At 35.9% G+C, this 22,296-nt stretch carries 20 protein-coding genes; 14 read left to right on the forward strand and 6 right to left on the reverse strand.

Translation table 11 applies throughout. The features are described from left to right. Window positions 1–134: 134 nt before the first annotated feature. The 8 genes from AsAng_RS02220 (at window position 135) to AsAng_RS02255 (ending at window position 8,585) form a co-directional block, all read left to right on the forward strand. Complete coding sequence (locus AsAng_RS02220) at window positions 135–1,907, forward strand: chemotaxis protein CheA (RefSeq protein WP_264791143.1); 1,773 nt, start codon at window positions 135–137, stop codon at window positions 1,905–1,907. Window positions 1,908–1,932: 25 nt separating this feature from the next. Continuing rightward, window positions 1,933–2,544 (forward strand): hypothetical protein, encoded by a 612-nt coding sequence (locus AsAng_RS02225; RefSeq protein ID WP_264791144.1) that lies wholly within the window; start codon window positions 1,933–1,935, stop codon window positions 2,542–2,544. Between the two features lie 80 nt (window positions 2,545–2,624). After that, a complete protein-coding gene (locus AsAng_RS02230) occupies window positions 2,625–3,479 on the forward strand; it encodes a CheR family methyltransferase (protein ID WP_264791145.1) in 855 nt (284 codons plus the stop codon). A gap of 16 nt (window positions 3,480–3,495) precedes the next feature. Then, a complete protein-coding gene (locus tag AsAng_RS02235; protein WP_264791146.1) occupies window positions 3,496–3,825 on the forward strand; it encodes an STAS domain-containing protein in 330 nt (109 codons plus the stop codon). Window positions 3,826–3,849: 24 nt separating this feature from the next. Then, complete coding sequence (locus AsAng_RS02240; protein ID WP_264791147.1) at window positions 3,850–4,677, forward strand: PP2C family protein-serine/threonine phosphatase; 828 nt, start codon at window positions 3,850–3,852, stop codon at window positions 4,675–4,677. Between the two features lie 5 nt (window positions 4,678–4,682). Next, entirely contained in the window at window positions 4,683–5,108 is a 426-nt protein-coding gene (locus AsAng_RS02245) for an ATP-binding protein (RefSeq protein ID WP_264791148.1), read from the forward strand. A 111-nt stretch (window positions 5,109–5,219) separates the two neighbouring features. After that, the gene (locus AsAng_RS02250; protein ID WP_264791149.1) at window positions 5,220–7,454 is read left to right on the forward strand and encodes a SulP family inorganic anion transporter; all 2,235 of its coding nucleotides are present in this window, start codon (window positions 5,220–5,222) and stop codon (window positions 7,452–7,454) included. 318 nt (window positions 7,455–7,772) lie between these two features. Next, entirely contained in the window at window positions 7,773–8,585 is an 813-nt protein-coding gene (locus AsAng_RS02255; protein ID WP_264791150.1) for a chromophore lyase CpcT/CpeT, read from the forward strand. A 48-nt stretch (window positions 8,586–8,633) separates the two neighbouring features. Here AsAng_RS02255 and AsAng_RS02260 read toward each other — a convergent pair whose 3' ends face one another. Further along, window positions 8,634–9,107 carry a hypothetical protein gene (locus tag AsAng_RS02260; RefSeq protein WP_264791151.1) on the reverse strand — a complete coding sequence of 158 codons (474 nt, stop codon included), beginning with the start codon at window positions 9,105–9,107 and terminating at the stop codon, window positions 8,634–8,636. 549 nt (window positions 9,108–9,656) lie between these two features. Here AsAng_RS02260 and AsAng_RS02265 point away from each other — a divergent pair. Then, window positions 9,657–10,598, forward strand: coding sequence for a nucleoside hydrolase (locus AsAng_RS02265; protein ID WP_264791152.1), 942 nt, complete (start codon window positions 9,657–9,659; stop codon window positions 10,596–10,598). A 30-nt stretch (window positions 10,599–10,628) separates the two neighbouring features. On the opposite strand, the gene AsAng_RS02270 is transcribed toward AsAng_RS02265, so the two are convergent. From AsAng_RS02270 to AsAng_RS02280, 3 genes are all read right to left on the reverse strand, one after another. After that, a complete protein-coding gene (locus AsAng_RS02270) occupies window positions 10,629–11,003 on the reverse strand; it encodes a hypothetical protein (protein ID WP_264791153.1) in 375 nt (124 codons plus the stop codon). 101 nt (window positions 11,004–11,104) lie between these two features. Then, window positions 11,105–11,998: an ATP-grasp domain-containing protein gene (locus AsAng_RS02275; protein WP_264791154.1), complete on the reverse strand. Its 894-nt coding sequence runs from the start codon at window positions 11,996–11,998 to the stop codon at window positions 11,105–11,107. A gap of 15 nt (window positions 11,999–12,013) precedes the next feature. Then, window positions 12,014–13,234, reverse strand: a complete 1,221-nt coding sequence (locus AsAng_RS02280) for an RsmB/NOP family class I SAM-dependent RNA methyltransferase (protein ID WP_264791155.1) — start codon at window positions 13,232–13,234, stop codon at window positions 12,014–12,016. Window positions 13,235–13,387: 153 nt separating this feature from the next. Between AsAng_RS02280 and rocD the strand changes: the two genes are divergently transcribed. Next, the gene (gene rocD, locus AsAng_RS02285; protein WP_264791156.1) at window positions 13,388–14,641 is read left to right on the forward strand and encodes an ornithine--oxo-acid transaminase; all 1,254 of its coding nucleotides are present in this window, start codon (window positions 13,388–13,390) and stop codon (window positions 14,639–14,641) included. Window positions 14,642–14,941: 300 nt separating this feature from the next. Beyond that, entirely contained in the window at window positions 14,942–17,446 is a 2,505-nt protein-coding gene (locus AsAng_RS02290) for a T9SS type A sorting domain-containing protein (protein WP_264791157.1), read from the forward strand. A gap of 66 nt (window positions 17,447–17,512) precedes the next feature. On the opposite strand, the gene AsAng_RS02295 is transcribed toward AsAng_RS02290, so the two are convergent. Then, window positions 17,513–18,274, reverse strand: coding sequence for a tetratricopeptide repeat protein (locus tag AsAng_RS02295; protein WP_264791158.1), 762 nt, complete (start codon window positions 18,272–18,274; stop codon window positions 17,513–17,515). A 583-nt stretch (window positions 18,275–18,857) separates the two neighbouring features. Here AsAng_RS02295 and AsAng_RS02300 point away from each other — a divergent pair. After that, the gene (locus AsAng_RS02300; protein WP_264791159.1) at window positions 18,858–19,244 is read left to right on the forward strand and encodes a hypothetical protein; all 387 of its coding nucleotides are present in this window, start codon (window positions 18,858–18,860) and stop codon (window positions 19,242–19,244) included. A gap of 301 nt (window positions 19,245–19,545) precedes the next feature. After that, window positions 19,546–20,040 (forward strand): hypothetical protein, encoded by a 495-nt coding sequence (locus AsAng_RS02305; RefSeq protein ID WP_264791160.1) that lies wholly within the window; start codon window positions 19,546–19,548, stop codon window positions 20,038–20,040. Between the two features lie 61 nt (window positions 20,041–20,101). On the opposite strand, the gene AsAng_RS02310 is transcribed toward AsAng_RS02305, so the two are convergent. Further along, complete coding sequence (locus AsAng_RS02310; protein WP_264791161.1) at window positions 20,102–20,746, reverse strand: MIP/aquaporin family protein; 645 nt, start codon at window positions 20,744–20,746, stop codon at window positions 20,102–20,104. 324 nt (window positions 20,747–21,070) lie between these two features. Between AsAng_RS02310 and AsAng_RS02315 the strand changes: the two genes are divergently transcribed. Next, window positions 21,071–22,288, forward strand: a complete 1,218-nt coding sequence (locus tag AsAng_RS02315; protein WP_264791162.1) for an OprO/OprP family phosphate-selective porin — start codon at window positions 21,071–21,073, stop codon at window positions 22,286–22,288. Window positions 22,289–22,296 lie beyond the last annotated feature (8 nt).

A 22,296-nucleotide genomic window follows, 5' to 3' on the forward strand; every position in this document is an offset into this window, starting at 1 on the left:
TATTGGAGTTGTTTACAATGGCTGTAACGCTGTTGGTTGTTATAATCGGATCACAGGTGTTGAGCTTATTTGCTTCGATTCTTAAATAACTTCATTATTAGAAGATAAAAAAATGGCATTTTTAAAGATTAATAATGGCAAAAGAAGAGGAATATAAAGAAATGTTTCTAGCGGAGGCTCAAGAAAGTTATGAGGAGCTGAATCGCTTATTTACAGAGCTGGAAAAAAACAACCAGAGCCAATCTGCTGTGCATGCTATTTTTAGAATTACGCATACGTTAAAAGGGAATGCAATGGGTATGGGCTTTGAGCCTATTTCTGAACTGAGCCATGTGATGGAGGACATCTTCAATGAAGTGAAATTAGGGCGAATGACATTGGACAGTGCCTTGTTTCAGTCTCTATTTAGAGCAAATGATGTTTTAGGTGCATTAATAGAGGCGATTAAAACCAACGAAGTTGTTCGTTACAAAGGTATTCGAACAAAGTTACAAGTTGCTCTAAGAAAAGCTAAGGCTTTTTATGAAGCGCAAAATGCTTCTACTGTTGCTAAAGAGGAGACTACTACTACCGAACCTGTCGAAACGAAGGAAGCGGAAAAAGTTGTTGATGCTCAGGATGAAGAAGAAGATGACGAAATAGAACCTACAGAGGCAGGACCTAAAATTATTTTGTCGGACATGGTTCAGGTGCCTGTCCGAAAGTTGGATGATTTGCTAAATATAGTAGGAGAGTTGATTATTGAAAAAGATACACTGCTCTCACGATTTTCAGAAGAGAATAGAAGTAGTAGCGAACTGGCAAGATTACACCGTCTAACTTCGGATTTGCAATATAGTGTAATGGATGTGCGCTTGGTGCAGGTTGGTTTTTTGTTTAATAAATTTCATCGAGTTTTAAGAGATGCTGCTGTTGCAGAGAAGAAGAAAGTAGATTTGGTCTTGGAGGGCACAGAAAGCGAGATAGACCGAAATGTGTTGAAAACAATGAGTGACTCTTTAGTTCATTTGGTGAGAAATGCAGTAAGTCATGGTATCGAGCCACCTGAGGAACGTATTCGATTGGGAAAACCTGAACGAGGAACCGTTACCTTACGAGCAAGAAATGAAAAAGATACTGTATTTATAGAAATTTGTGATGATGGTTATGGGATTAATGTAGAAAAAATTAAACAAAAGGCAATTAGCAAAGGCTTGATTCCTAAAGATTATGCTCCTTTGATTACAGATGATGAAGTCTTGCTTTGCATTTTTGAACCTGGTTTCTCAAATGCTGAAGTGGTGACTGAAATTTCTGGACGTGGTGTAGGACTTGATGTTGTACGAATGGCGGTAGAATCCATTGGAGGAAAAATATCCATAGAGACCGAATTGGGAAAAGGGAGCACTTTTATTTTGGGCTTGCCTTCTTCAATGGCTGTCAAAGCTGCTTTGTTATTTGAATTGGGAGGACAGGAGTTTGCAATTGCATTGGCTTATACGAGTGCGGTTGTAGCTATGCAGAAATCAGAGATTCACAAGATGAACACTGGGTTGATCGCAACGTATTTAGGAAAAACAATTTCAATTGTTTTCTTAAGTGATTTGTTTGCCATGGAATCGATGAAAGAAATAGATAAAAAGGGAGCTTTTTATCAACAATTTGATCAACTAGAGGGCGATCCTAAGTTGGATATTGTTATTGTAAGTTATAATAATCGTTTGGTTGGACTTGTCGTTGATAAATTGATGCAACAAAAAGAAATTGTAGAAAAAAAATTACCACCACCTATTGATAATGTAGCCTTGTTTAGTGGAGTTACTATTTTAGGTACAGGACGTATGTGTTTGGTGTTGGATATTGTGAGTATTTTGTCGCATCTATTTAGAGAAAAACGTATTAGTGCTAATATGGCTATCTTGAGATAGTCGCATAAATAAGGATAGTTAAGATATGGAGGTTTTTAATAAAACAGAATTACAAACTGCGGAGTCGATCATTAATCAAGGGCTAAAAAGTGCAGCAGAAACGCTCTCTTTTTTTATGAAAGAGTCGATTGAGGTGAAACAGATTGGAGTGAATGATTTGGGGATTGCCAATAAAGGCCCCCTAAAACTAAAATGCACTACCAATGCTCATTTGTTGACCACTCATGTAGTTGGTGAACTAGAGGGGTTTTGTTGTTTGGTGTTTAGTGAGGAAGAAGCCCAGCTTTTGCAAAAAACGGCTCTGCCGCCAGAGGTAGTAAATGATCCTGTGATGTTTGAGGGAATGAAGGATGCTATTTTATTAGAAGTAGATAATATTATTGCTGCCGCTGTTATTACACAATTTGCCAACTTGTTAAAACGAAAAATGCACGGGTCTGTTCCTGAATTAAGCGTGATAGATGCAACAAAATTTGATGCATTTATTAAAGAACATTTGGATGATCGTTCACATGTTATTAATTTTAGAACTAATTTTGTTGCTCCCCAGAAGTCTTTTAGTCCTATGTTTTTGTGGTTTATGAACCAGCCTTTTATTGATGATATAAAACAACTTAGCGCACAAGGAAGCCGTTAATGATTGATTGATAAGGTTTAATGTTTACTGTAGTGTTCGATAATTCATTGCAGTGTTAACTAAATAAATAGGGTCCAAATATGACAAAGCAGTCTCAACGATTACAAATAACAGATGAAGAATTGGAAGCATTTACGTTGGCCGTTAAGACTCGTTTTGGATTAGATTTTACTAGTTATGAAAAAAAATCTTTAAAGAGAGGCTTAGTTCGGTTAATTTCTAAACAAGACTTGAAGTCAATGATTGGTTTGTGGAGCAAGATGTTGAGAGATAAAACCTTGATCGTTAGTTATATTGATGAGCTATTGGTCAATTTGACCGAATTTTTTAGAAATTATGACCTTTGGCAAAAACTAAAAGATGAGGTGCTAAAAAAAATATGGCATCACGATCATTTGACTTTCTGGCATGCTGGCTGCTCTACTGGAGAAGAAATTTATACCATGGCAATTGTCCTAAAAGAGAGCTTTATGTTGCACAAAGCACAAACTTTGGCAACCGATCTTAGTTCAAAGGCTTTGGCGCAGGCAATAGAAGGAAAGTACAATACGATACTTTGGAATAAGTATATGAATTCTTATGCTTTGTACAACCCCAAAGGCAATGGGGATCGTTATTTTACAAAAGGGGAGCAAGTTTTTTATGTGAGAGAACAGCTCAAAAAACATGTAAGGTTTCAGCGCCATAATTTGGTGCAAGATGAAATGAAAGAAACATTTAAGGTGATTTTTTGCCGAAATGTAATGATCTATTTTGACAATGTGTTAAAAATGAAAGTTTTAGAGCTTTTTTATGATGCACTGGAGGATGATGGCTTTTTCATTATAGGTTATTACGACATGTTGCCTTATGAATCTAGAGAGATGTTTACCTTATATTGTCCTTCAACTAGAATTTACACTAAAAATTTAAACTATAAAAAAGAAAACGCTTAAATAAGATTTTATAAAAATGGAAATTGTCAGTACAAAACATGAGGATAAGTTGGTTTTGGGGTTTAATGGTCAGTTGGATACAGGAACTGCACCCAAAGTCGAGATTGAGGTAAATAAATATTTAGAAAATAATCAAAAAGTTATTTTTAACTTAGAAGCAACTACCTTTGTTAGTAGTGCAGGTTTACGTGTCTTTTTGGGTACTGCTAAGAAATTAAAAGCATCTGGTGGCTTGTTTAGAATTTGCAATGCAAATGATGTTGTGCAAGAAATTTTGGATATTTCAGGATTTAGCCAAATTTTAGATATTAAAGGAAATCTAGAGGAAGCATTAATGGACTTTTAATCATAAATATATAATCCTTAACAAATGGCAGAGCAATCTAAACGATATGATCAAATTGATGAATTGTTAGCTCAGAAAGAGCAAGAAATAGCAATTCTGAAGGAAGAAAAGGTAAGGATGGAGAAAGAGCTGAATCTAGCTAAAGATATTCAGTTGAATATGATTCCAATCAGTCACCCCAATTTTTCAGGGAGAACCGATTTTGAGTTATATGCAAAACTAATTTCAGCTAGAGAAGTTGGTGGGGATTTTTATGATTATTATCTGTTAGACGATGATCATTTGGGGATTGTGATTGGAGATGTTTCGGGAAAAGGAGTTGCTGCAGGATTTATGATGGCGGTTTGTAAGGCGCTCCTAAAATCTAGGGCAACTACTGATTTTTCTCCTGCTAGTATTATCAGTCATGTCAATCAAGAAATGGCAGTCAATAACCCCAATTATATGTTTACGACTGTTTTTTTTGGAATGCTAAACTTGACAACTAGAGAATTGGTCTATACAAATGCAGGGCATAATCCTACTTATATTCGAAAAAAGGATGGAACATTACTAAAGTTAGGAACTTTGCATGGTCCAGTAGTCGCTGCAATGGAAGATCTAGTTTATGGCGAAACAAAAGTTCAGTTGGATCATGGAGATGTGATTTTTGCTTATACAGATGGTATTACAGAAGCGCATAATAGTGCTTCTGAGTTATTCTCAGAATTGCGATTGTGCCAATCTTTGGAAAAACCATTTAAAAATGTCAAAGAGACGGTAGAGCAAATTTTTATGGATATTTTATTATTTGAAAGAGGCGCAGAGCAATTTGATGATATTACAGCTCTATGTGTTGAATTAAAAGGATAAAGACCATGGCAGAGGTTCATTCTAAGAAAATTATAATAAAAAATACGATAGAAGAGGTACAGAAAGCAATTGCTGCTTTTGAATCTTTTGCAATGATTCATTCTGTGTCTAAGCCAATTATGATAAAAGTCAATATTGTGCTGGATGAATTGCTATCGAATATAGTAAAATATAGTTTCCCCGATGGGGAAGAACATGATATTGATATTATGTTGGAATTGTTTACAACTGGAAAATTGACCATTCAGCTGACGGATGCAGGAGTCCCCTTTAACCCCTTTGACGCTCCTGAGCCTGATTTGTCTATTCCGTTAGAAGATCGAGACATAGGAGGTCTAGGAATTTTATTGGTCAAGAAACTAATGGATGAATACAGTTATAAGCGACAGGTAAATTTGAATATAACTTCAATGATTAAAAATAACGTTTAAAGGAATATTAGCCCATTTTCAAATACCAGTAGGTAATGTTCCCGACCTATAAAGTGAAGATGCAGTGATACACAAATGACAGATTCTATTTGTGTTAAATGAAAATAATAAATGATACAAAAGTTAGGAACAATAAGAACCTATTTCAAAGAGGATGTTACAGCAGCTCTAGGCTTGGCATTGGTTGTCTTGCCAATTGCCTTGGGGATTGCTATTGCTTCTGGGGTTCCTCCTATGGCGGGGGTGATCTCGGCGGTAATTGGGGGGATTGTTGCTACTTTTTTTAGAAGTAGCCAAATTACGATCAATGGTCCTTCTGCTGGTTTGATTACAGTGATGTTGTCTGGAGTAATTGTCTTGGGCGAGGGCGAACCGCTGGTTGGTTTTCAATATATTTTGGCGGCTACTGTAGTGGCGGGAATTGGTCAAATGATACTGGGGCTTTTGAGATTTGGAGAAATTGCTGATATTACGCCAGCAGCGGCGATTAATGGGATGCTTGCTGCGGTAGGTTTAACGATTATAGGAACACAAGGGCATGTTATTTTTGGGCACTCTACCCAAAGTGATAATGCTTATGAAAGTCTGCAACAACTTCAATACAGCATTCAAAATTTAAATCCAATTATTACTTTGATTGGTGGAATTGCTACTATTGTATTGATTACCTACAATAAGGTAAATATCAAAGTTGCTCAATACTTGCCTGCTCCAATATGGATCATTCTATTTACCATTCCTATTGTTTATTACTTCAATTTTTTTGAAACACATTATGTTCCAATGTTTGGAACTGCTTTTGATGTTGGTCCGAGTTATTTAGTTGATATTCCTGTAGAGATTACGAGTTATATGTTTGACCCTAATTTTTCTAAAATAGGGGAGTTGCACTTTTGGGGTGTTTCTTTGAGTATACTCATTGTCTCAACCATAGAAACTTTGGTGAGTGCTAGGGTAGTTGATAAACTAGATCCTTTGGAACGACACACCAACCTAAATAAAGAATTGTTTGCCGTTGGGTTGAGCTCGATTATTTCTGGTTGCCTTGGTGGTTTGCCTGTTATTACCGCTATTCCTGTGCATAATGGGGCAAAAACAAAATGGTCTAATCTATATTATGGACTTATTTTAGGCTTTTTTGTTCTATTGATGGCGCCTTTGATTCGATTGATTCCTTTGGCGGCATTGGCTGTTTTATTGGTTTATACTGGTTATAAATTGGCTACTCTAAAAATATGGAAAGATACGTACAGAAAAGGCGACGATCAGTTCTTGATCTTTTTGACGACTCTTTTGGCAACATTGGTCTATGACTTATTGATTGGTTTAGTTGTTGGCGCAACAATTACATTGTTTATTCATTATGTGAAATCAAACTTGGGGCGCAAGCAATTTGTTCATTACTTGATCAATCCATCCATTGATACTACTCGAACAGAAAATACCCATGAATTATACATCAAGTTAAAAGGGATTGTAAATTTTGTTAATATCCCCAAATTAAAAAGAGTATTGAGGGATAGTGCTAAAGAAGAAAAACACATTATTGTGGATATGTCTCATGCTCGATTAATTGACTATACGGTACTGGAGTACCTGCATGACGATGCTCCAAGATACGATTTGATGAATGTTCAATTTGAAATTGTTGGCTTAGGAGCGCACGATGCCTCTTCTCGTCATCCCAATGCCACTAGAATTTTGCCAGAAGATAAGAAACCTCAGCTTAACCAACGGCAAAGTGCATTAAAAGTATTGTGTGAAGAAAATAATGGTACATTTTGGCCAGAAGTCCGTTGGGATTTTCACCAATTCAAAGATTTTGAGTTTTTCAAAACGAGAACAATTGAATATACTTTTAATACAGCTAAAGGCCATTATAAAATGTTTTTTGAATGGGAAACTTGCGATATAACCTTCGAAGAAGGAGGGCTGTTTTCCAACCAAGAACGCTATACGAGTGTATTGGCACTGCACTTACCATTTAATGCCCCTCAATTTGTTTTGCAAAGAGAAGCCCTTCTGGATAAAATTGGCGTAAAATTAGCATTACGTGATGAAGATATCAATTTGGAAGGGTATCCAGATTTTTCAGAAAAGTTTTTGTTAGAGGGCAATAACCCTGCGGAAGTTCGAAAATTCTTTAATGATTCGCTAGTTCGTTATCTCAATAATAACCCTAATTATCACATGGAATGTAATGGGGCTATGTTGCTTATTTTTAGAGAAATGCGCTTTGCTACACCTACTGCAATGACCCGTATTCATGAGTTTAGTCACGAATTGGCAGAGATATTGCTAGAGAGTTGGAAAGCACAACCTTTAGATTTAGAGGCGATGTTGTAAACAAATGTAGTGAATTGCTCGTATTAAATAATAACACCATATAGTAACACACCCGTTAAATCTAAATATCATTTTGAATTATTTTAGGAGTTTCTATTGGCATTGGAGTTATTATAAATGTGGAAAGAGCGTTTATTGTTTTTTACTTCCTCTTTTTTTATAAGTCAAACGTTTATATACGATTATAGTTTCCTTTGTTACCCCCAATCTTAAAAATACCTAATTAAATTATTTAATGATTAAAACAGAAGTGATTGACTTCTCAATTCTAATCTCTTGCCCACGGAGAGATTAATTATTTAAACAAAATAACGTATTATGAGTTACTATTTACTAACTAGTAAAACCCCCGATTCTAAGCTATGGATGTTAGGAAATATGCGTCTTTGGGTATTAGGCTTAATTACTATCTTCTGTCTTGGAACTACGACGAATTCTTATGGGCAAAAAAGGGACAAAAGAAAGAACAGAAAGTATAAGTTGCCCTACCTAAAAGATATTAAAACCGCAAAAGAAATAGCAGAAATTTACAACAAGTTTGAACGATTTAAATACCAAATTTTAGGACATTTTAGCAATAAAGATCAAGTCGATGAAGGCACAACTACAGAACCTTTGCAAGAGTTTATTGTGATGCCTATTTTCCAAGATCGCCCCAATGAGTTTTGGGTTTACTTAGAGTTTTTCTCGCCAGAATTAGTAGATGCTCCCTTAGATCAACGGGTAGAGCAATATGTACAAGTTAGCCGTGATTCTTTTAGAATGGAAGTTTATTACCTGAAAGATCCTAAAAAATACATCAATGCTTGGAAAAAAGAAACGTTTCCAGCAACAAGTATACGAAAAGACCTAATTAGAGGAGATGCTTGTGACTTAATTATTGCCCACCAAGAGGACAAACCAGGTACCTACAAGACCGTAACGCCAGAAGAAATTACTTGTGAAATGTTAACGGCAAAAGGGGCTGCACGCTATGTTGATTTGGAATTTGAATTGAGTGACGATCAATATTTGATGTGGTTTCATTTTTATGACATCAATAAGGAACATTTAAAAAAGAGCGCACAAAACGGATTACAGTTTAGACGACTCAAAGAAAAAGAAATGGGACATCTTTTGACCAAAAAATAAGCCCAGTTAATCCTCCCGAATTTTTGTAGTATTCGGGAGGATTTTATTTTATTGCTTTTCTTCCTTAGGTTCTTCTTCTTCCTCTTCTTCTTCTGCAAAGAACACACTATAAGCAATAAAAGCTCCAATCACCACCACGAATAATAATTTCCCACCTATAGAGTGCCAAAAAGAGAGCGTAGGAGTTGCTGGCAATGTAATCGAAGCTTCTTGAGCAATTGCATCCAATTCTTCTTTGCTTAGAATTACATAGTTGCCATCTTCGCCAGTATAGCCACACCAACGGATGTCATAGTTCCAAACAGGAATAAAAAAGATGGACACTTGTTTGTAAATACAACCTGCATCTACATAACTGCCATTTTCCATTTGGAACAATTCTGTATCTGGAAAGTCTTGGACTTTAATAATTGTTTCACCTCCAAAACTAAAAAAAGCAGACTTTCTAGCTGCTGCGGTTTGGTAATTAAATAGAGAAAGTACAAAAATTAAAATGCTGATTTTTAAAAATTTGTTGGTCATAGAGTTTGTGTTAAGATATTAGAAAATGAAGTTGTTTAAAAATGTTGTTGATTTTCGAGATCAAAGCTAGTAGTTATCGGGCAAAGCTCGTTTTTTGTTTCGTAGCTGGAAGCTACGGGGCTAAAAATAGCTGCTGATCCGATGGCTGCTATGGTTGGATCGTAGGTGTTAAGATCATTTTTAAACAACTTCAATGATTAAGTTATAATAGTAAACTTATATAAGTGATAAGTTATTGTAATATAGTGATTTCTGAATAAAAGAATAATGTTTAGGCTATTCTTCTTCTTTTTTTGATTTAAGAACATGTTTAAATTCTATCTTCGAGCTGCAAATGTTTGCTTTTGCCCCTATCTACAGCTTTTTTGAGCCTTGATAGCGTTGCTATCAGCCTAAAAAAGAGCTTTGTTAGGCACTAAAATCAAATCATTTTCGCAAAAACCATTGGTATTGAAGAACATAAATTTTAAACATGCCCTAATGGTATTTTCGGTCTAAACAAGTATTGTAATAATTTTTTATTTGTGTCTGAATTGATGAACTGAGATAATGATGAAAGAATTAGTTTTAATGGATCATGATGGTGGAATAGATGATTTGCTATCTGTATTGTTGTTGTTGTTAATGCCCAAGATTGAGTTGATAGGGATCACTGTAACTCCTGCTGATTGTTACTTGGAGCCAGCTATAGAATCTACTTACAAATTATTACAAAAAACAGGCAAAGAACATATTCCTATAGGAAGAGGTGTTTTTCATGGAGTCAATGCTTTTCCAAGTGAATGGCGAGCTAGACCTGAGATTGTTAATGTATTGCCCATGTTGATTAATTTGCCTCCTGCTCCTAATCCTTATGATTTGCCATTGGCTGTTGATTTAATGATAGAATTGCTGCACAAGGCAAGCCAACCTGTAAAAATTGTCATGACAGGACCCTGCTCTAATTTGGTACTTGCTATTGAGAAAGATCCTACAATTATTTCTAAAATAAAAGAAATAATCTGGATGGGAGGGGCATTTAGAACGTCAGGCAATGTACAAACCTATCAACATAATGGAACCGCAGAATGGAATGTTTACTGGGATCCGTTCCATGCCCAAAAATTATTAGAACTGGAATTACCATTGGTTATGGTTCCTTTAGACGTAACCAACCATGTACCCGTAGACAAGGCGTTTTTATCGAAATTAGCCCAGCAATCAAAATACGAACTCTCCAATTTGGCAGCGCAATTGTGGGCCTTAACAATAGACAATATCCCTAGTTATCATTACATTTATTATATGTGGGATATTTTGGCAACCAGCTATGTTGCTCTAGAAGCATTTTTTACAGTAGAAGAACTCCGTGCAAAGGTGCTTGTACAACCCCCAAATGCAGGGCAAACCTTAATCCATGATTCAGGACATCGTGTTCGAATTGCCACAGATGTGAATAAGGCTGTTTTTTATGAATATCTATTTAGCCAATTTAAAGCGGATTTTGACTAGCATAAATAAGCATTAGCATGGATTATCCGATTACTGGTTTAGCATGTTTAATAAGCCTTCTAATACAACACCTGTGGTAACCGCAGCTGCCTCGTACAAAAATTGATGTTTTATAGGCCTTACCTGAACCAATTCCCAACCATTAGAGGTATTAAAACACAATGGATTGGCTGGATGATTATTGTAATAATGCGTCGTGCCAATATTGTATTTCCAAATAAAGTTAGGCTCCTTCGGAAGTGTAACATTGGGTTGATTAAGGGAAGGAGAGGGAGTAGCAACAACAAGTGGAGCCTTAACATATTCCTTCTTAAAAGAAATATCCGTTAATTTAATAGTAGTTGTTTGGGCATGGCTAACTTGAAAACTGATAAGGATGAAAAAAAATAGGGTCAATAATTTCATAGTATTATAATTTAATTGGAGAACTATAGAAGTCTTAAGTATATGACAAATAGCATTTAAAGTCAAGTTTCAAAAGTTAAAGTTGTAGTGAGCGACTATTTTTAACAATCCATCAGACTACTATAAAAGTTAAATCGATCAATTCCATCAGGCAAGCCAGACACTTGTCCATCACCCAATTCTACAATAATCCAATTTCCATCTTTTTGTTGGGCAATATCAATGCTAAAGAAGTTGCTCTTTATACAGGGAATAACGGCTTTTAAAAAAATAAGGTTGGGAGCAACTAAGTCATAATCTCCTTGATCCCAGTAATTAGCAGCAGCAATGATTTTTCCATTTTTGACAAATAACCTGAATTCTTTAGTTAGCGGCATTCCACTAATAGCGTGCGTGGTTAACGGTTCTAGTTCCACAAAAGCACGATAGACAATCCCTACATTTAGGTCTACATCTTGTAGTTCAATAAAACGTTTGGTGATTTTTTCAACTTGTTTCAAATCACTGGCATCGGGAATAAAGCAAGCCTCTTTCCAATAGTGTTTTTGAGATTTGACATAATCTTTGACGATAATGGGATGGTTACCAAAAACGGCTAGCGCTTCTTTGAAATTATTGATGTCAAAAGAAGAAGCCAAGGGTTTGAAGATGCTCAGAGGGGTATAGTTCTTTATGGTGGTATAATTAGCAGGCAAATAGTGGCAAAATCGATACGCTTCAGGAGTATTAATCAATTGAATATTTTTAGCCAGCAAGGCTTGATAAAACTGTTGATACAATTCATAAGAAAGCATCCAACCTCTATAAATCGCCAATGATTTGGAGGGAAGCACAGGAACGGACTGGAGGGCAAGATCCATTTGCTGCTTTTTTAGAGCTTCAAAGGAAATTAAAAAACAGGGAATTTGATGCGCTTTGGCAGCTTGATATTCTTCCTGATACAAATAATCTACTTCTTTAGGACTAAAGCCGCTATCACAAAATAATAATCTCATGGGTATAGGATTGTTTTAGATACGTTCTAGTAAAGCCATGTAAAAGCCATCAAACCCTTCATTGGGTAAGATTTGTTTTTCACGAATTAGACGAAAATTAGTTCCTGCAGGACTCTTTAAAAAGGTTTGCACCTGTTCTTGATTCTCAGAAGGCAAAACGCTGCAAGTTGCATAAACCATTTTTCCACCCGATTGACAGATTGGGCTATATTCTTGTAGAATTTGTTGTTGAGTAGCCTTGATCTGCTCCAAAAAATCAGGTTTTAGCCTCCATTTAATATGCGGACTTCTTTTTAGTGTGCCTAGCCCCGAACAAGGAACATCCAAGAGTAAGCGATCTGCTGTATTGTGAAGCGCCTGAATGGTTTGGTTATTTTGTATTGTTTGAGTGGTAATAATAGAAATCGCTGCCCGTTTTGATCGCTTTTGCAATTGTTCTAATTTAGCTTTTTCTACATCCAACGAAATAATGGAGCCTTTGTTTTCCATCAAGGCAGCCAAGTGTAAGCTTTTTCCACCTGCTCCTGCACAGGCATCTACCACAGCCATTCCCTTTTTGACTTCCAAAAAAGGGGCAACTTCTTGAGAAGAGGCATCTTGAATTTCAAAATATCCCCGTTCATAACTGGGCAGTTGGGTTAGTTTTTGGCGTTTAGGAACCAAAACAGCATCAGGAAGAGACATTAGTTGACCTTTGACACCTTTTTTATCGAGGTTAATAATTAATTCTTCGGGGCTTGTTTTGAGTTGATTGGCTCGCAAAACCAAAGCAGCAGGTTCATTGGATGCACGGATACAAGCAGCCCATTGCTCTCCCAGTTCTTGGCGACCCAATTCATCCAACCAGTCGGGAATAGAGGCTTGTATTTTAAGAATTTGAGAAAAGTCTTGTTCTTTTTGTTTTATCTCTATTGGATTTAAACCCACAAAAGCATCCCAATCTGGTAATTCAAGCCCTTGCAAAATCCACATGATTCCAAGAATTTGCCACCAATCTTCTGTTGTTTGGGGCTCTTTTCCATATATTTCGTAATGCAGCCGATACCATCGAACCGCATCGTAAATAGTAGCAGCCAAAAAACGTCTGTCTTTGGATCCCCATTTTCGATTGGAACGCAACATGGTTTGAACAACACGGTCAGCCAACTGATTTTCGGAAAAGATTTTTTTTAATGCCTTGACAGACGCCTCTACTAAATTTCGGTATAGTCTCAATTTTTCGTATTTTTGTGCCATTCTCTAGGAGAAAATGGTTGAGTGAATCGTTCTAAATGATTTAATCATAGTAGCCTTTTGGTAAAAATCTATCACAAGATTATTATCATTGCTACAGCAAATTTATAAAGAATAAAGCAGTTTTAGCTAAAAAAATCTAAAATTACAATTAATATGGAAACGACAACAAATACATTGAGCTCGCAAGATCTAATGGAGCTAGAAGATAAGCATGGTGCACACAACTATCATCCATTGGGCGTTGTGTTGGCTAAAGGAGAAGGTGTTTATGTCTGGGATGTAGAAGGGAAACGTTATTTTGACTTTTTGTCAGCTTATTCTGCTGTTAACCAAGGGCATTGTCACCCAAGGTTGGTAGAAGCTATCACCCAACAAGCGGCTACGCTAAATCTTACTTCTAGAGCATTCTATAACGACAAGTTAGGGGTCTTTGAAAAATTTGCTACAGAATATTTTGGCTATGATAAGTTGTTGCCTATGAACACTGGAGCAGAAGGAGTAGAGACAGCAATTAAAATTTGCCGCAAATGGGGCTATGAAAAAAAGGGAATAGAAACCAATAAGGCTAAGATTATTGTTTGTGGAGAAAACTTTCATGGACGTACTGTAACCATTATTTCTTTTTCTAGCGATCCAGATGCTAGAGGGAATTTTGGTCCTTATACCCCTGGTTTTGAGGCGATCCCTTACAATGATATTTCTGCTTTAAAAGCTGCTTTAGAAGCGGATGCTGAGAATATTGCAGGTTTCTTGGTAGAGCCGATTCAGGGAGAAGCGGGAGTAAACGTTCCTGATGATGAATTTTTATCAAAGGCTTACCAATTGTGTAAGACACACAATGTATTGTTTATTGGAGATGAAATTCAGACGGGAATTGCTCGCACAGGTAGAATGTTGGCTTGTGAATACGATAATGTGCGTCCAGATATTTTAATTTTGGGAAAGGCTCTTTCGGGAGGAATGTACCCTGTTGCTGCAGTATTGGCGGACAATGAAATTATGGAAGTGATTAAGCCTGGACAGCATGGTTCTACTTATGGAGGAAACCCAATGGCTTGCGCTGTTGCAATGGAAGCGTTAAAAATTGTAAAGGAAGAACAATTGGCTGAAAATGCTTTTGATTTGGGGATGGTATTCCGTGATAGAATGAGCAAATTAGCAGAAAAAACAGAGCTAGTTTCAAAGGTAAGAGGGAAAGGTTTGTTAAATGCTATTTTGGTTAACGATACGCCCGATAGTTCTACGGCAATGGATATCTGTATCGCTTTGTCTAAAAATGGCTTACTGGCAAAACCTACTCATGGAAACATCATTCGTTTTGCTCCTCCATTGGTGATGAATCAAGCTCAATTAGAGGAATGTTGTAAGATTATTGAGGACACTATTTTGAATTTCAAAAAAGCATAATCTACACTTATAGTAAGAAAATATAGTTTAAAATAGGTCTACTCTCATGGGGTAGACCTATTTTATTTTTTAGTCTAAAAAATATTGAGAAAAATATATTGAAATTACTTTAAAAAGATGATTGAGTTATAATATTAAATTGAGAAATATTAAATTATGTTTTTTTTAATTGCTACTTATTCAGCTAGTATTGTAGACAAGAAATTGAAGCGTTAAAAGCAACGGGTATCAATAAAAATGGGCTAGATATCTAAGTAGCAGCTTTTCAATTAGTTAAAATCAATAAAAAATGAATACAATATGATAAAAGGTCAATTCATAATTACAACTACACTACTTTTAATTTTTGGCTATAAAAGCATGCAGGCTCAACACTGTACAGAATCTATGGCACAAGAATACATTGAAAATACAGATATGAAGATCATGTTCCGAAACGGAGGGGATATGTTTTGGGATGGGAATTCCTCAGCTCAATATTCGGTGCCTCATGTTTACGGACAGCCACAAACCAATACGATTTTTGCAGGAGGAGTATGGATGGGAGCCTATGATGATGGGGGAAATTTGCGCTTAGCAGCACAAACTTATCGATCGAGTGGCAATGATTATTGGGCGGGACCATTAGACCCTACAACAGGACTGCCAATTACCAATTCTTGCACAAACTTTGATCAGATTTGGAAAGTGAAACGTTGGGCGATAGAACAACATATTGCCGATATAAATGATAATGGGGTTGTTGATGGACCAACAGATCTTAGTTTATTAAAATGGCCAGGAAGAGGAAACCCTCATTTTGCAGCTCAAATGGGATTTAACCTACCCGACCAAGATTTAGCACCTTTTTATGATGCAAATGGAGATGGGGTTTATACTCCTTTGCATGGAGATTACCCTGTGTTTGAACATGGAAATCCCAATGCCATAGCAGAAGAAATTTTGTGGTCTGTATTTAATGACAATGGCAATCTACATACGCAGACAAATGGCATGAATTTGATGGTAGAGGTACAACAAACTGCTTATGTATTTAATTGTGGAAATGATCCTTTATTAGACAAAACGCTTTTTGTTAAACACAAAGTTATCAATAAAAATGCGCTAGTGTTAAGAGACTATTATTATGGTATTTGGACAGATTTTGACTTGGGCTGTAGCGTTGATGATTATGTAGGAACCATCCCAGCTAAAAATACGATTTATGCATACAATGCAGATAATAATGACGATAACCCTTGTGGCGTAGCAGGAACGACGGGGTATGGTTCGAATCCGCCTGTACAAGCTGTTACGATTTTAAATCATTCTCTAGAGCATTCTATTTATCATACCAATAGTAATTCAAGTCCTACAGGAGATCCTCAAGCTACTTTAAGTTATTATTACTTACTGGAAGGGAAATTCCCTAATGGTACTCCGCTAACAACAGGAGGAGATGGCTATGATCCCGCTAATCCCAATGCTGTTGTTACCAACCATATTTTTCCAGACAATCCTAATGATCCTTCTGGCTGGTCAATGGCTACAGCAGGTTTAGCAGGTTTAGATCAGCGAGTATTAGGATCTATTTATAAAGATAGTTTAATGCCTGGAGAATCTTTTATGGTTGATTTGGCTTATTCCTATCATCACGACCCAGATAGCAATCACCTTCAGAATGTTAACTTGCTATATCAGCAAGTTGATTTAGTACAGCAATATTACGATAATAACTTTGTCTTGACAGGTTGTGCAACGCCTACCTATTGCACTGCTAATTGTGTTTATCCAGGAGATGCGAATAACAATGGAATTGCCAATGATTTTGATATTTTGGAAATGGGCTTAAATTATAATAATACTGCAAGCACTCGTACTATTGTTGGAGATAGATGGATGCCACATACTCCTCCAACTCCTGCGACCAATGCTTATGTAGATGCCAACGGAGATGCTACGGTTGACTTGTTGGATATGGCAACCAATACTACTAATTTTAATAGCACACATGCTTTGTATACAGGAGCCGCAGAAGGTGCCAATACCATAGGAACAGATTTATTCTTCGAACGTTATTATCCTACTACTCCAATATTGCCTGGTACCGATACGATTGTAGATTTGAACAGATATGCTATTTTGGATGTCTATTTTGGAGAGGCTTTGCAACAGATTAATAATGTTTTGGGCGTAACGTATAGAATTGATTATGATGAAACTGTTTTTGATTTACAAACTACTGGGACTTTTGGTACCTTGGGAACTATTTTAAATAATGGCTGGTTGGATGATGACGGTGCTGCTGTATATTCGAGAGCCCTATACGAAACAGGAAAAGTACATTATGTGGCTACTCGACTAGACCAGACCAATTATACAGGAGGTGGAACGATGGGACGTTTGCTTTTGAGAGTAAAACCTACCGCCCCTATCTCTGCAAACGTAATGTCTACGCAAATTTGTTTTGAAGATTTTAAAGCGATTCGTGCTGATGGATCAACCATTTCTATCGGTGGACAATGTGGGACTATTCTATATAGAGACACCAATTTTGTATCGAATTCTGTACAAAGAGTCACTGCCTATACGCCTGCTGTTGAGATTTATCCAAACCCTTCAACCCATTATATCAATGTTGATTTGGGAGGAGAACAAGCAAAAAACATTCAGTTGTTTAATGTCTTGGGAGAATTGGTAGAGCAAGTAGAAAATGTAAGTGGTGTTACTCAATTTGCCAAAAACAATTTAGCAAAAGGAATGTATACCATTGCGATTCAATTCGAAAATGGAATGAGATCTAGCCATAAAGTAATTTTTAACTAGCTTAATTGTCCCCTAATTTACCCCCTTTGTGCCATTGCAGTTATTATCTGCAATGGCATTTTTATTTTATTGATCCAATAGTATGCGAATATTTTCAATCATATTCCTTGCCTCTTGATCTTGAGGATGCCGTTGAAAATACTGGTTGTAATAACTAAGTGCCAAAACAAGATTATTGCGATTATTAGCGCCAGGATCTGCTTCATAAAGCTTGGTATGCAATAAACCTAAAGCACTTAAGGCGACATCTTTATAGTGAGGTTCAGCAAGCAGTTTTTTGTGTAATTCAATGCTTTTTTGAGGATTAATATTGATATAAATGGTAGCGAGCTGATGAAGAACATCTGTACTTTGAGGGTAATGTTCCAATGCTGTATTGAGCGTTTGAATCACTTTGGCATTATCGTTTAGTTTTTGGTATAAACCAGCACGATGAAGCAATAATGTTTTGCTAGTTTTGTGTTTCAATTCAGCTTTGGTCAACATTGCCAAACCATCATTATAAAGGCGTTGTTTTTTGGCAAGCTGGACATAAGTAATATAAACATCTAGAGGAAGGGGATGCTCTAAGCCTTCTAATTGGTGAATGGTGCGTTTAAAGATCGATAAATCTCGTTTTTGGATGGCGACTTCCATTTGTCTTAAATAAGGCTCAATGTCTCTAGGAGCTAATTTAATGGCTTGCCCATAATGCTGAATGGCTTGAGAAAATTGTCGGCTGGCTGCGGCATGTTCGCCAAGTGCCATAGCTTGGTGATAGTCTTCTGATTGTGCAAAACAAGCAAAGGGGAGAAGAAGGCAAGCATAAAAAAATAAGACGTTGAGCATTTGAATCGTTTTTACTAGAGGGGCTAATTCCCTTTGTTTGGAGTGAAGTTGTTCTACAAAAATAGCAATTTTAGAAGGAGTTTTTCAAAAAAATTAACGTTCTTGTTAGAATGCAGGATTATGGCTTAATTTTTAATTGATAGGGATTAGGAAGGATTAAAAATAGAGAAAGAATAATTACTCTACCCGACAGTTTTAAAAATTTAATAGAATGCTTAGACGCTAGATATTAGATCCCAATTAAGTTGTAATTGGGATCTAATTTCTAAGAGCAAAGCGATCTAAAAATAGATAAAAGCTGTCCTGATTTTAATTTTTACAAAAATCATCGGGTAGAGAAAAGAATAACACATTTTAATACAGAAGTTGTTTAAGAATAGCCTTACATTGCTAATGAATTGTAAAATCAGCGAAGCTAAAGCTAATTTTCAGTTACTCTGCGTTAAAAATTTACCCCATAGCGCTGCTATGAACTAGATTTTTGCCTCGATTATCTAAAAATTTAGTACTCATTATACTTACGTGAGTTCGCCATAGGCTCAGTTCAACAAAAATCCATTTTTAAACAACTTCACAAAAAAACATGAGATCTATATTGGTTCTTGGGCTATTTATTTTACTTTTTGTAGCTTGTAACACAACCCATAAAACAACCTCAAAGGACAAGGGATTAAATTTAGAGTGGTTTTATGGTGTTTGGAAGGTAACGGCTTTTCGATTTCACGACGGACGGGTGATGCCTGGTCCTTATATGGGAAACCCTCAATATGAATTTGATAAAGACGGAAAGCGAACCAAAACGCTAAATGAAGAACCTGCTCCACCACCAGAAATTGTAGAATATAAATTGGAAGGAGATAGCATTAGTTATCCCAATAAACCTAAGTTTCCAGGAATGAAAATTATGAAATTAACTCAAGATTCTATGGTTTTAAGAACGGCTAAATTGAGTTGGTATTTACATCGATAAATGAAATATAATAGCTTGATAAATAAGCTGTAAAAGCAATGTTTTGTTGGCTTAGTAACAAAATATTAACTAATATTGCAGTCGATTTTAAATTTTTGGTACAAAAATAGAATAAGAGTTTATAGAACGTGAAATTGTTGACATTTTTGTAGTTTGGTCATGTAAATTGCTTCTTTGTTGTTGTGTGTTGCTGCTTGATAGCATCTTTATTAATAGAACAATAATTTATATTATTGACTACAAGGCAAACTTAAAATAAAAACAATAGAAACGTTTGTTTCAAAAAGTAAAACTAGATGTTATGCAAAAAACTTTTAACGTAAGTATGTTGGTATGGGGAATGATTTTATTGTTGGGTGTTCAACAGTCATTTGCTCAAGATAAAGAAGATAAAAAAGCTGCCAAGACTATTGCCAAAGTAGGCAAATGGGAATGCAAAAAGCTTCAAAAAGATGGTCGGGAAATTAACCTTAAAGCTATTGCAGGAATCGTTACAATGGATTTTTCTGTTCGAAAAGAAAAAGTAACTAAAAAAGTTACGGATGCTAAAGGAGTGGAAAAAAAGAAAAAAGTAATGGAAGTTACCAATGTATTTAAGATGGAAATGGGGGGAAACGATCGTATCTTTAATTACCACATTAAGAACGATTCTATTCAATTTGTAGGCTTAAACGGTTGGAACGATTATAGAATAGTGCGCATCGAAAAAGATGAAATTGTTCTAGAACATAGCTTAGACAATAGCCTTTTTCGTTGGACAATGATTCCAAGTCCTAAAGAAAAGAAAAAGAAATAAAAGTTTATTCTACTGATTTTTTCAGCAACTTTATAGATAGCCATAGATAGAACCCTTCTATTTATGGCTTTTTTGAGTTAAAATATTTCCACGTTAAAGTAGCTATAATTGCTCCTATAATTGGAGCAAGAATATAAACCCACAAGGCAGCCAGATTGCCAGAAACCAAAGCTGGTGCAATCGAACGAGCAGGGTTCATCGAGGCGCCACAAATAGGGCCTGCAAACAAGGCTTCTAGCATTACAGTAGCTCCTACTGCAATGCCCGTAAATTTACTAATTTCAGGGTTTTGACTAACACAGAGTATCACCAGCATCAGAAAATAAGTCAAGATCATTTCGAGTACAAACGATTGCATTATGGTACCTGATGGTTGGGTGCTGCCCAAGTTTCCATGGTTGACAAAAAGAAAAAATAAAACAAAAGAGGCTGCAATAGCTCCTGTGGTTTGAGCAATAAGGTAGGGGGCTAAATCTTTTTTATGGAAGCGATTGGTAAAACAAAAACCTATACTAACGGCTGGATTAATATGCGCTCCAGAGATACTCCCTAGTGCATAAATCATAATTGTTACAATTAAACCAAATGAAAGTGCCACACCAAGATGACTTATAGCTCCATGTGTAATGTGATCAACAACAATTGCTCCTGTTCCAAAGAATACCAATGCAAAGGTTCCAATTAGTTCGGCGATATATTTTTTCATATAGAATTTTACTAAAAATAAACACCTTCAATACTTCTGGTTCTTTATCCAATTAAATCTTGGTGTAAGAATTAAAGTAAGCATTTTTGAGATGTAATAAAAATGCGTCTAAATTATGTTTAGTTATTGTTAATCAAGTTTTAATTTAACATTAAGTCTTGTTTTTGAGTTGCAAAAAGCGAAAGAAAATAAATGCTTCATTATTAAATAGTTTATAGGAAGAGTTTGTTTTTTTGATAATATTAAGTTAACATTAAATTAACATTGGGGGTTTATTTTTGCGCCCAGTTAAATTAAATGTAATATTAACTTAACAATGAATTAATGAATAAGCCAACGATTAGAAGAGGATTTAGAAGTATTTTTGCAGTCTGTTTCTTCGTATTGATGACCTGTAATGTAAGCGCTCAATTTAAAATGCCTAGGTTTGGCAAAGGGCTTTCTTTCGTGGCAAAAGATTCAACTTTTAAGCTGAAATTTAATGCAAGAATTCAGAGTTTATTTGTAGTAGAGTATGATGCAGCAAATAAAGACAGCTCTATTAGTAATACAAGTTCTAACTTTATGATAAGGCGAGCTCGAATTAAATTTGGAGGCTATGCTTTTTCTCCCAAAATTGCCTATAAAATTGAGCTTGGGCTTTCTGCTAACGATATTAGTTCAAGCCAAGAAGACGGATTGGGAGGGGATGCTGCTAGAATAATTTTGGATGCTGTTGTTCAATGGAAATTTGCTAAAAACTACGAATTGTGGGTTGGTCAAACAAAATTGCCTGGTAATCGTGAACGGATTATATCGTCTGCCAGCTTGCAATTGGTGGATCGCTCATTGGTTAATAGCAGGTTTAATATTGATCGTGATATGGGGCTTCAATTAAGAGGAAAGTGGACGTTTGGAAATTTTGTAGTAAAACCTGCTCTTGCATTTACACAAGGAGAAGGAAGAAATATTACTGCTGGAAATTTTGGTGGCTTTTCGTATACAGCTCGTTTGGATTTTAATCCTTTTGGCGAATTTGCTAAGAAAGGAGATTACATAGGGGGAGATTTGACTCGTGAAGATAAACCTAAGCTTGCTTTTGCCATTGCGGGAAATTACAATGATCGGGCAATTCGGCAAGGAGGGCAACTAGGCGCTTTTGTAAAAGATACTTTGGGGAATTATATCGAAAACTCATTGGCTTCTTGTTTGATTGATTTAATGTTCAAATATAAAGGTTTTTCTATTCATTCAGAATTTGGATATAGAGTAGCATTGAACCAGTTTGATGCTACAACAAAAAAGTTTAACACTGGGTATGGATTTAATGTCCAAATGGGATATTTATTCATGAAAAATTATGAACTTGCAGCGCGTTTTACAATGATAAGAAAAGATGGTGCTTATTCTGGCTTAAAAAATATCAATGAATATACATTAGGGTTTTCTAAATATATTGTAGGGCATAATTTAAAAGTACAAACAGATTTGGGCTATGCCCATGATCCAATTGAACCACTGGGTGTTTTTCGTTTTAGGTTGCAGGTAGAAATGCAGTTCTAAATTTTTAT

The sequence above is a fragment of the Aureispira anguillae genome, assembly GCF_026000115.1.
GTDB classification, from domain to species: domain Bacteria; phylum Bacteroidota; class Bacteroidia; order Chitinophagales; family Saprospiraceae; genus Aureispira; species Aureispira anguillae.

Bases quoted from the DNA above. Each gene is read 5' to 3' on its own strand.
- AsAng_RS02260 (WP_264791151.1), bottom strand. From the start codon at position 9,107: ATGACCAACAAATTTTTAAAAATCAGCATTTTAATTTTTGTACTTTCT.
- AsAng_RS02235 (WP_264791146.1), top strand. From the start codon at position 3,496: ATGGAAATTGTCAGTACAAAACATGAGGATAAGTTGGTTTTGGGGTTT.
- AsAng_RS02315 (WP_264791162.1), top strand. From the start codon at position 21,071: ATGAATAAGCCAACGATTAGAAGAGGATTTAGAAGTATTTTTGCAGTC.
- rocD (WP_264791156.1), top strand. From the start codon at position 13,388: ATGGAAACGACAACAAATACATTGAGCTCGCAAGATCTAATGGAGCTA.
- AsAng_RS02240 (WP_264791147.1), top strand. From the start codon at position 3,850: ATGGCAGAGCAATCTAAACGATATGATCAAATTGATGAATTGTTAGCT.
- AsAng_RS02310 (WP_264791161.1), bottom strand. From the start codon at position 20,746: ATGAAAAAATATATCGCCGAACTAATTGGAACCTTTGCATTGGTATTC.
- AsAng_RS02275 (WP_264791154.1), bottom strand. From the start codon at position 11,998: ATGAGATTATTATTTTGTGATAGCGGCTTTAGTCCTAAAGAAGTAGAT.
- AsAng_RS02270 (WP_264791153.1), bottom strand. From the start codon at position 11,003: ATGAAATTATTGACCCTATTTTTTTTCATCCTTATCAGTTTTCAAGTT.
- AsAng_RS02250 (WP_264791149.1), top strand. From the start codon at position 5,220: ATGATACAAAAGTTAGGAACAATAAGAACCTATTTCAAAGAGGATGTT.
- AsAng_RS02305 (WP_264791160.1), top strand. From the start codon at position 19,546: ATGCAAAAAACTTTTAACGTAAGTATGTTGGTATGGGGAATGATTTTA.
- AsAng_RS02225 (WP_264791144.1), top strand. From the start codon at position 1,933: ATGGAGGTTTTTAATAAAACAGAATTACAAACTGCGGAGTCGATCATT.
- AsAng_RS02290 (WP_264791157.1), top strand. From the start codon at position 14,942: ATGATAAAAGGTCAATTCATAATTACAACTACACTACTTTTAATTTTT.
- AsAng_RS02220 (WP_264791143.1), top strand. From the start codon at position 135: ATGGCAAAAGAAGAGGAATATAAAGAAATGTTTCTAGCGGAGGCTCAA.
- AsAng_RS02295 (WP_264791158.1), bottom strand. From the start codon at position 18,274: ATGCTCAACGTCTTATTTTTTTATGCTTGCCTTCTTCTCCCCTTTGCT.
- AsAng_RS02255 (WP_264791150.1), top strand. From the start codon at position 7,773: ATGAGTTACTATTTACTAACTAGTAAAACCCCCGATTCTAAGCTATGG.
- AsAng_RS02245 (WP_264791148.1), top strand. From the start codon at position 4,683: ATGGCAGAGGTTCATTCTAAGAAAATTATAATAAAAAATACGATAGAA.
- AsAng_RS02300 (WP_264791159.1), top strand. From the start codon at position 18,858: ATGAGATCTATATTGGTTCTTGGGCTATTTATTTTACTTTTTGTAGCT.
- AsAng_RS02265 (WP_264791152.1), top strand. From the start codon at position 9,657: ATGATGAAAGAATTAGTTTTAATGGATCATGATGGTGGAATAGATGAT.
- AsAng_RS02280 (WP_264791155.1), bottom strand. From the start codon at position 13,234: ATGGCACAAAAATACGAAAAATTGAGACTATACCGAAATTTAGTAGAG.
- AsAng_RS02230 (WP_264791145.1), top strand. From the start codon at position 2,625: ATGACAAAGCAGTCTCAACGATTACAAATAACAGATGAAGAATTGGAA.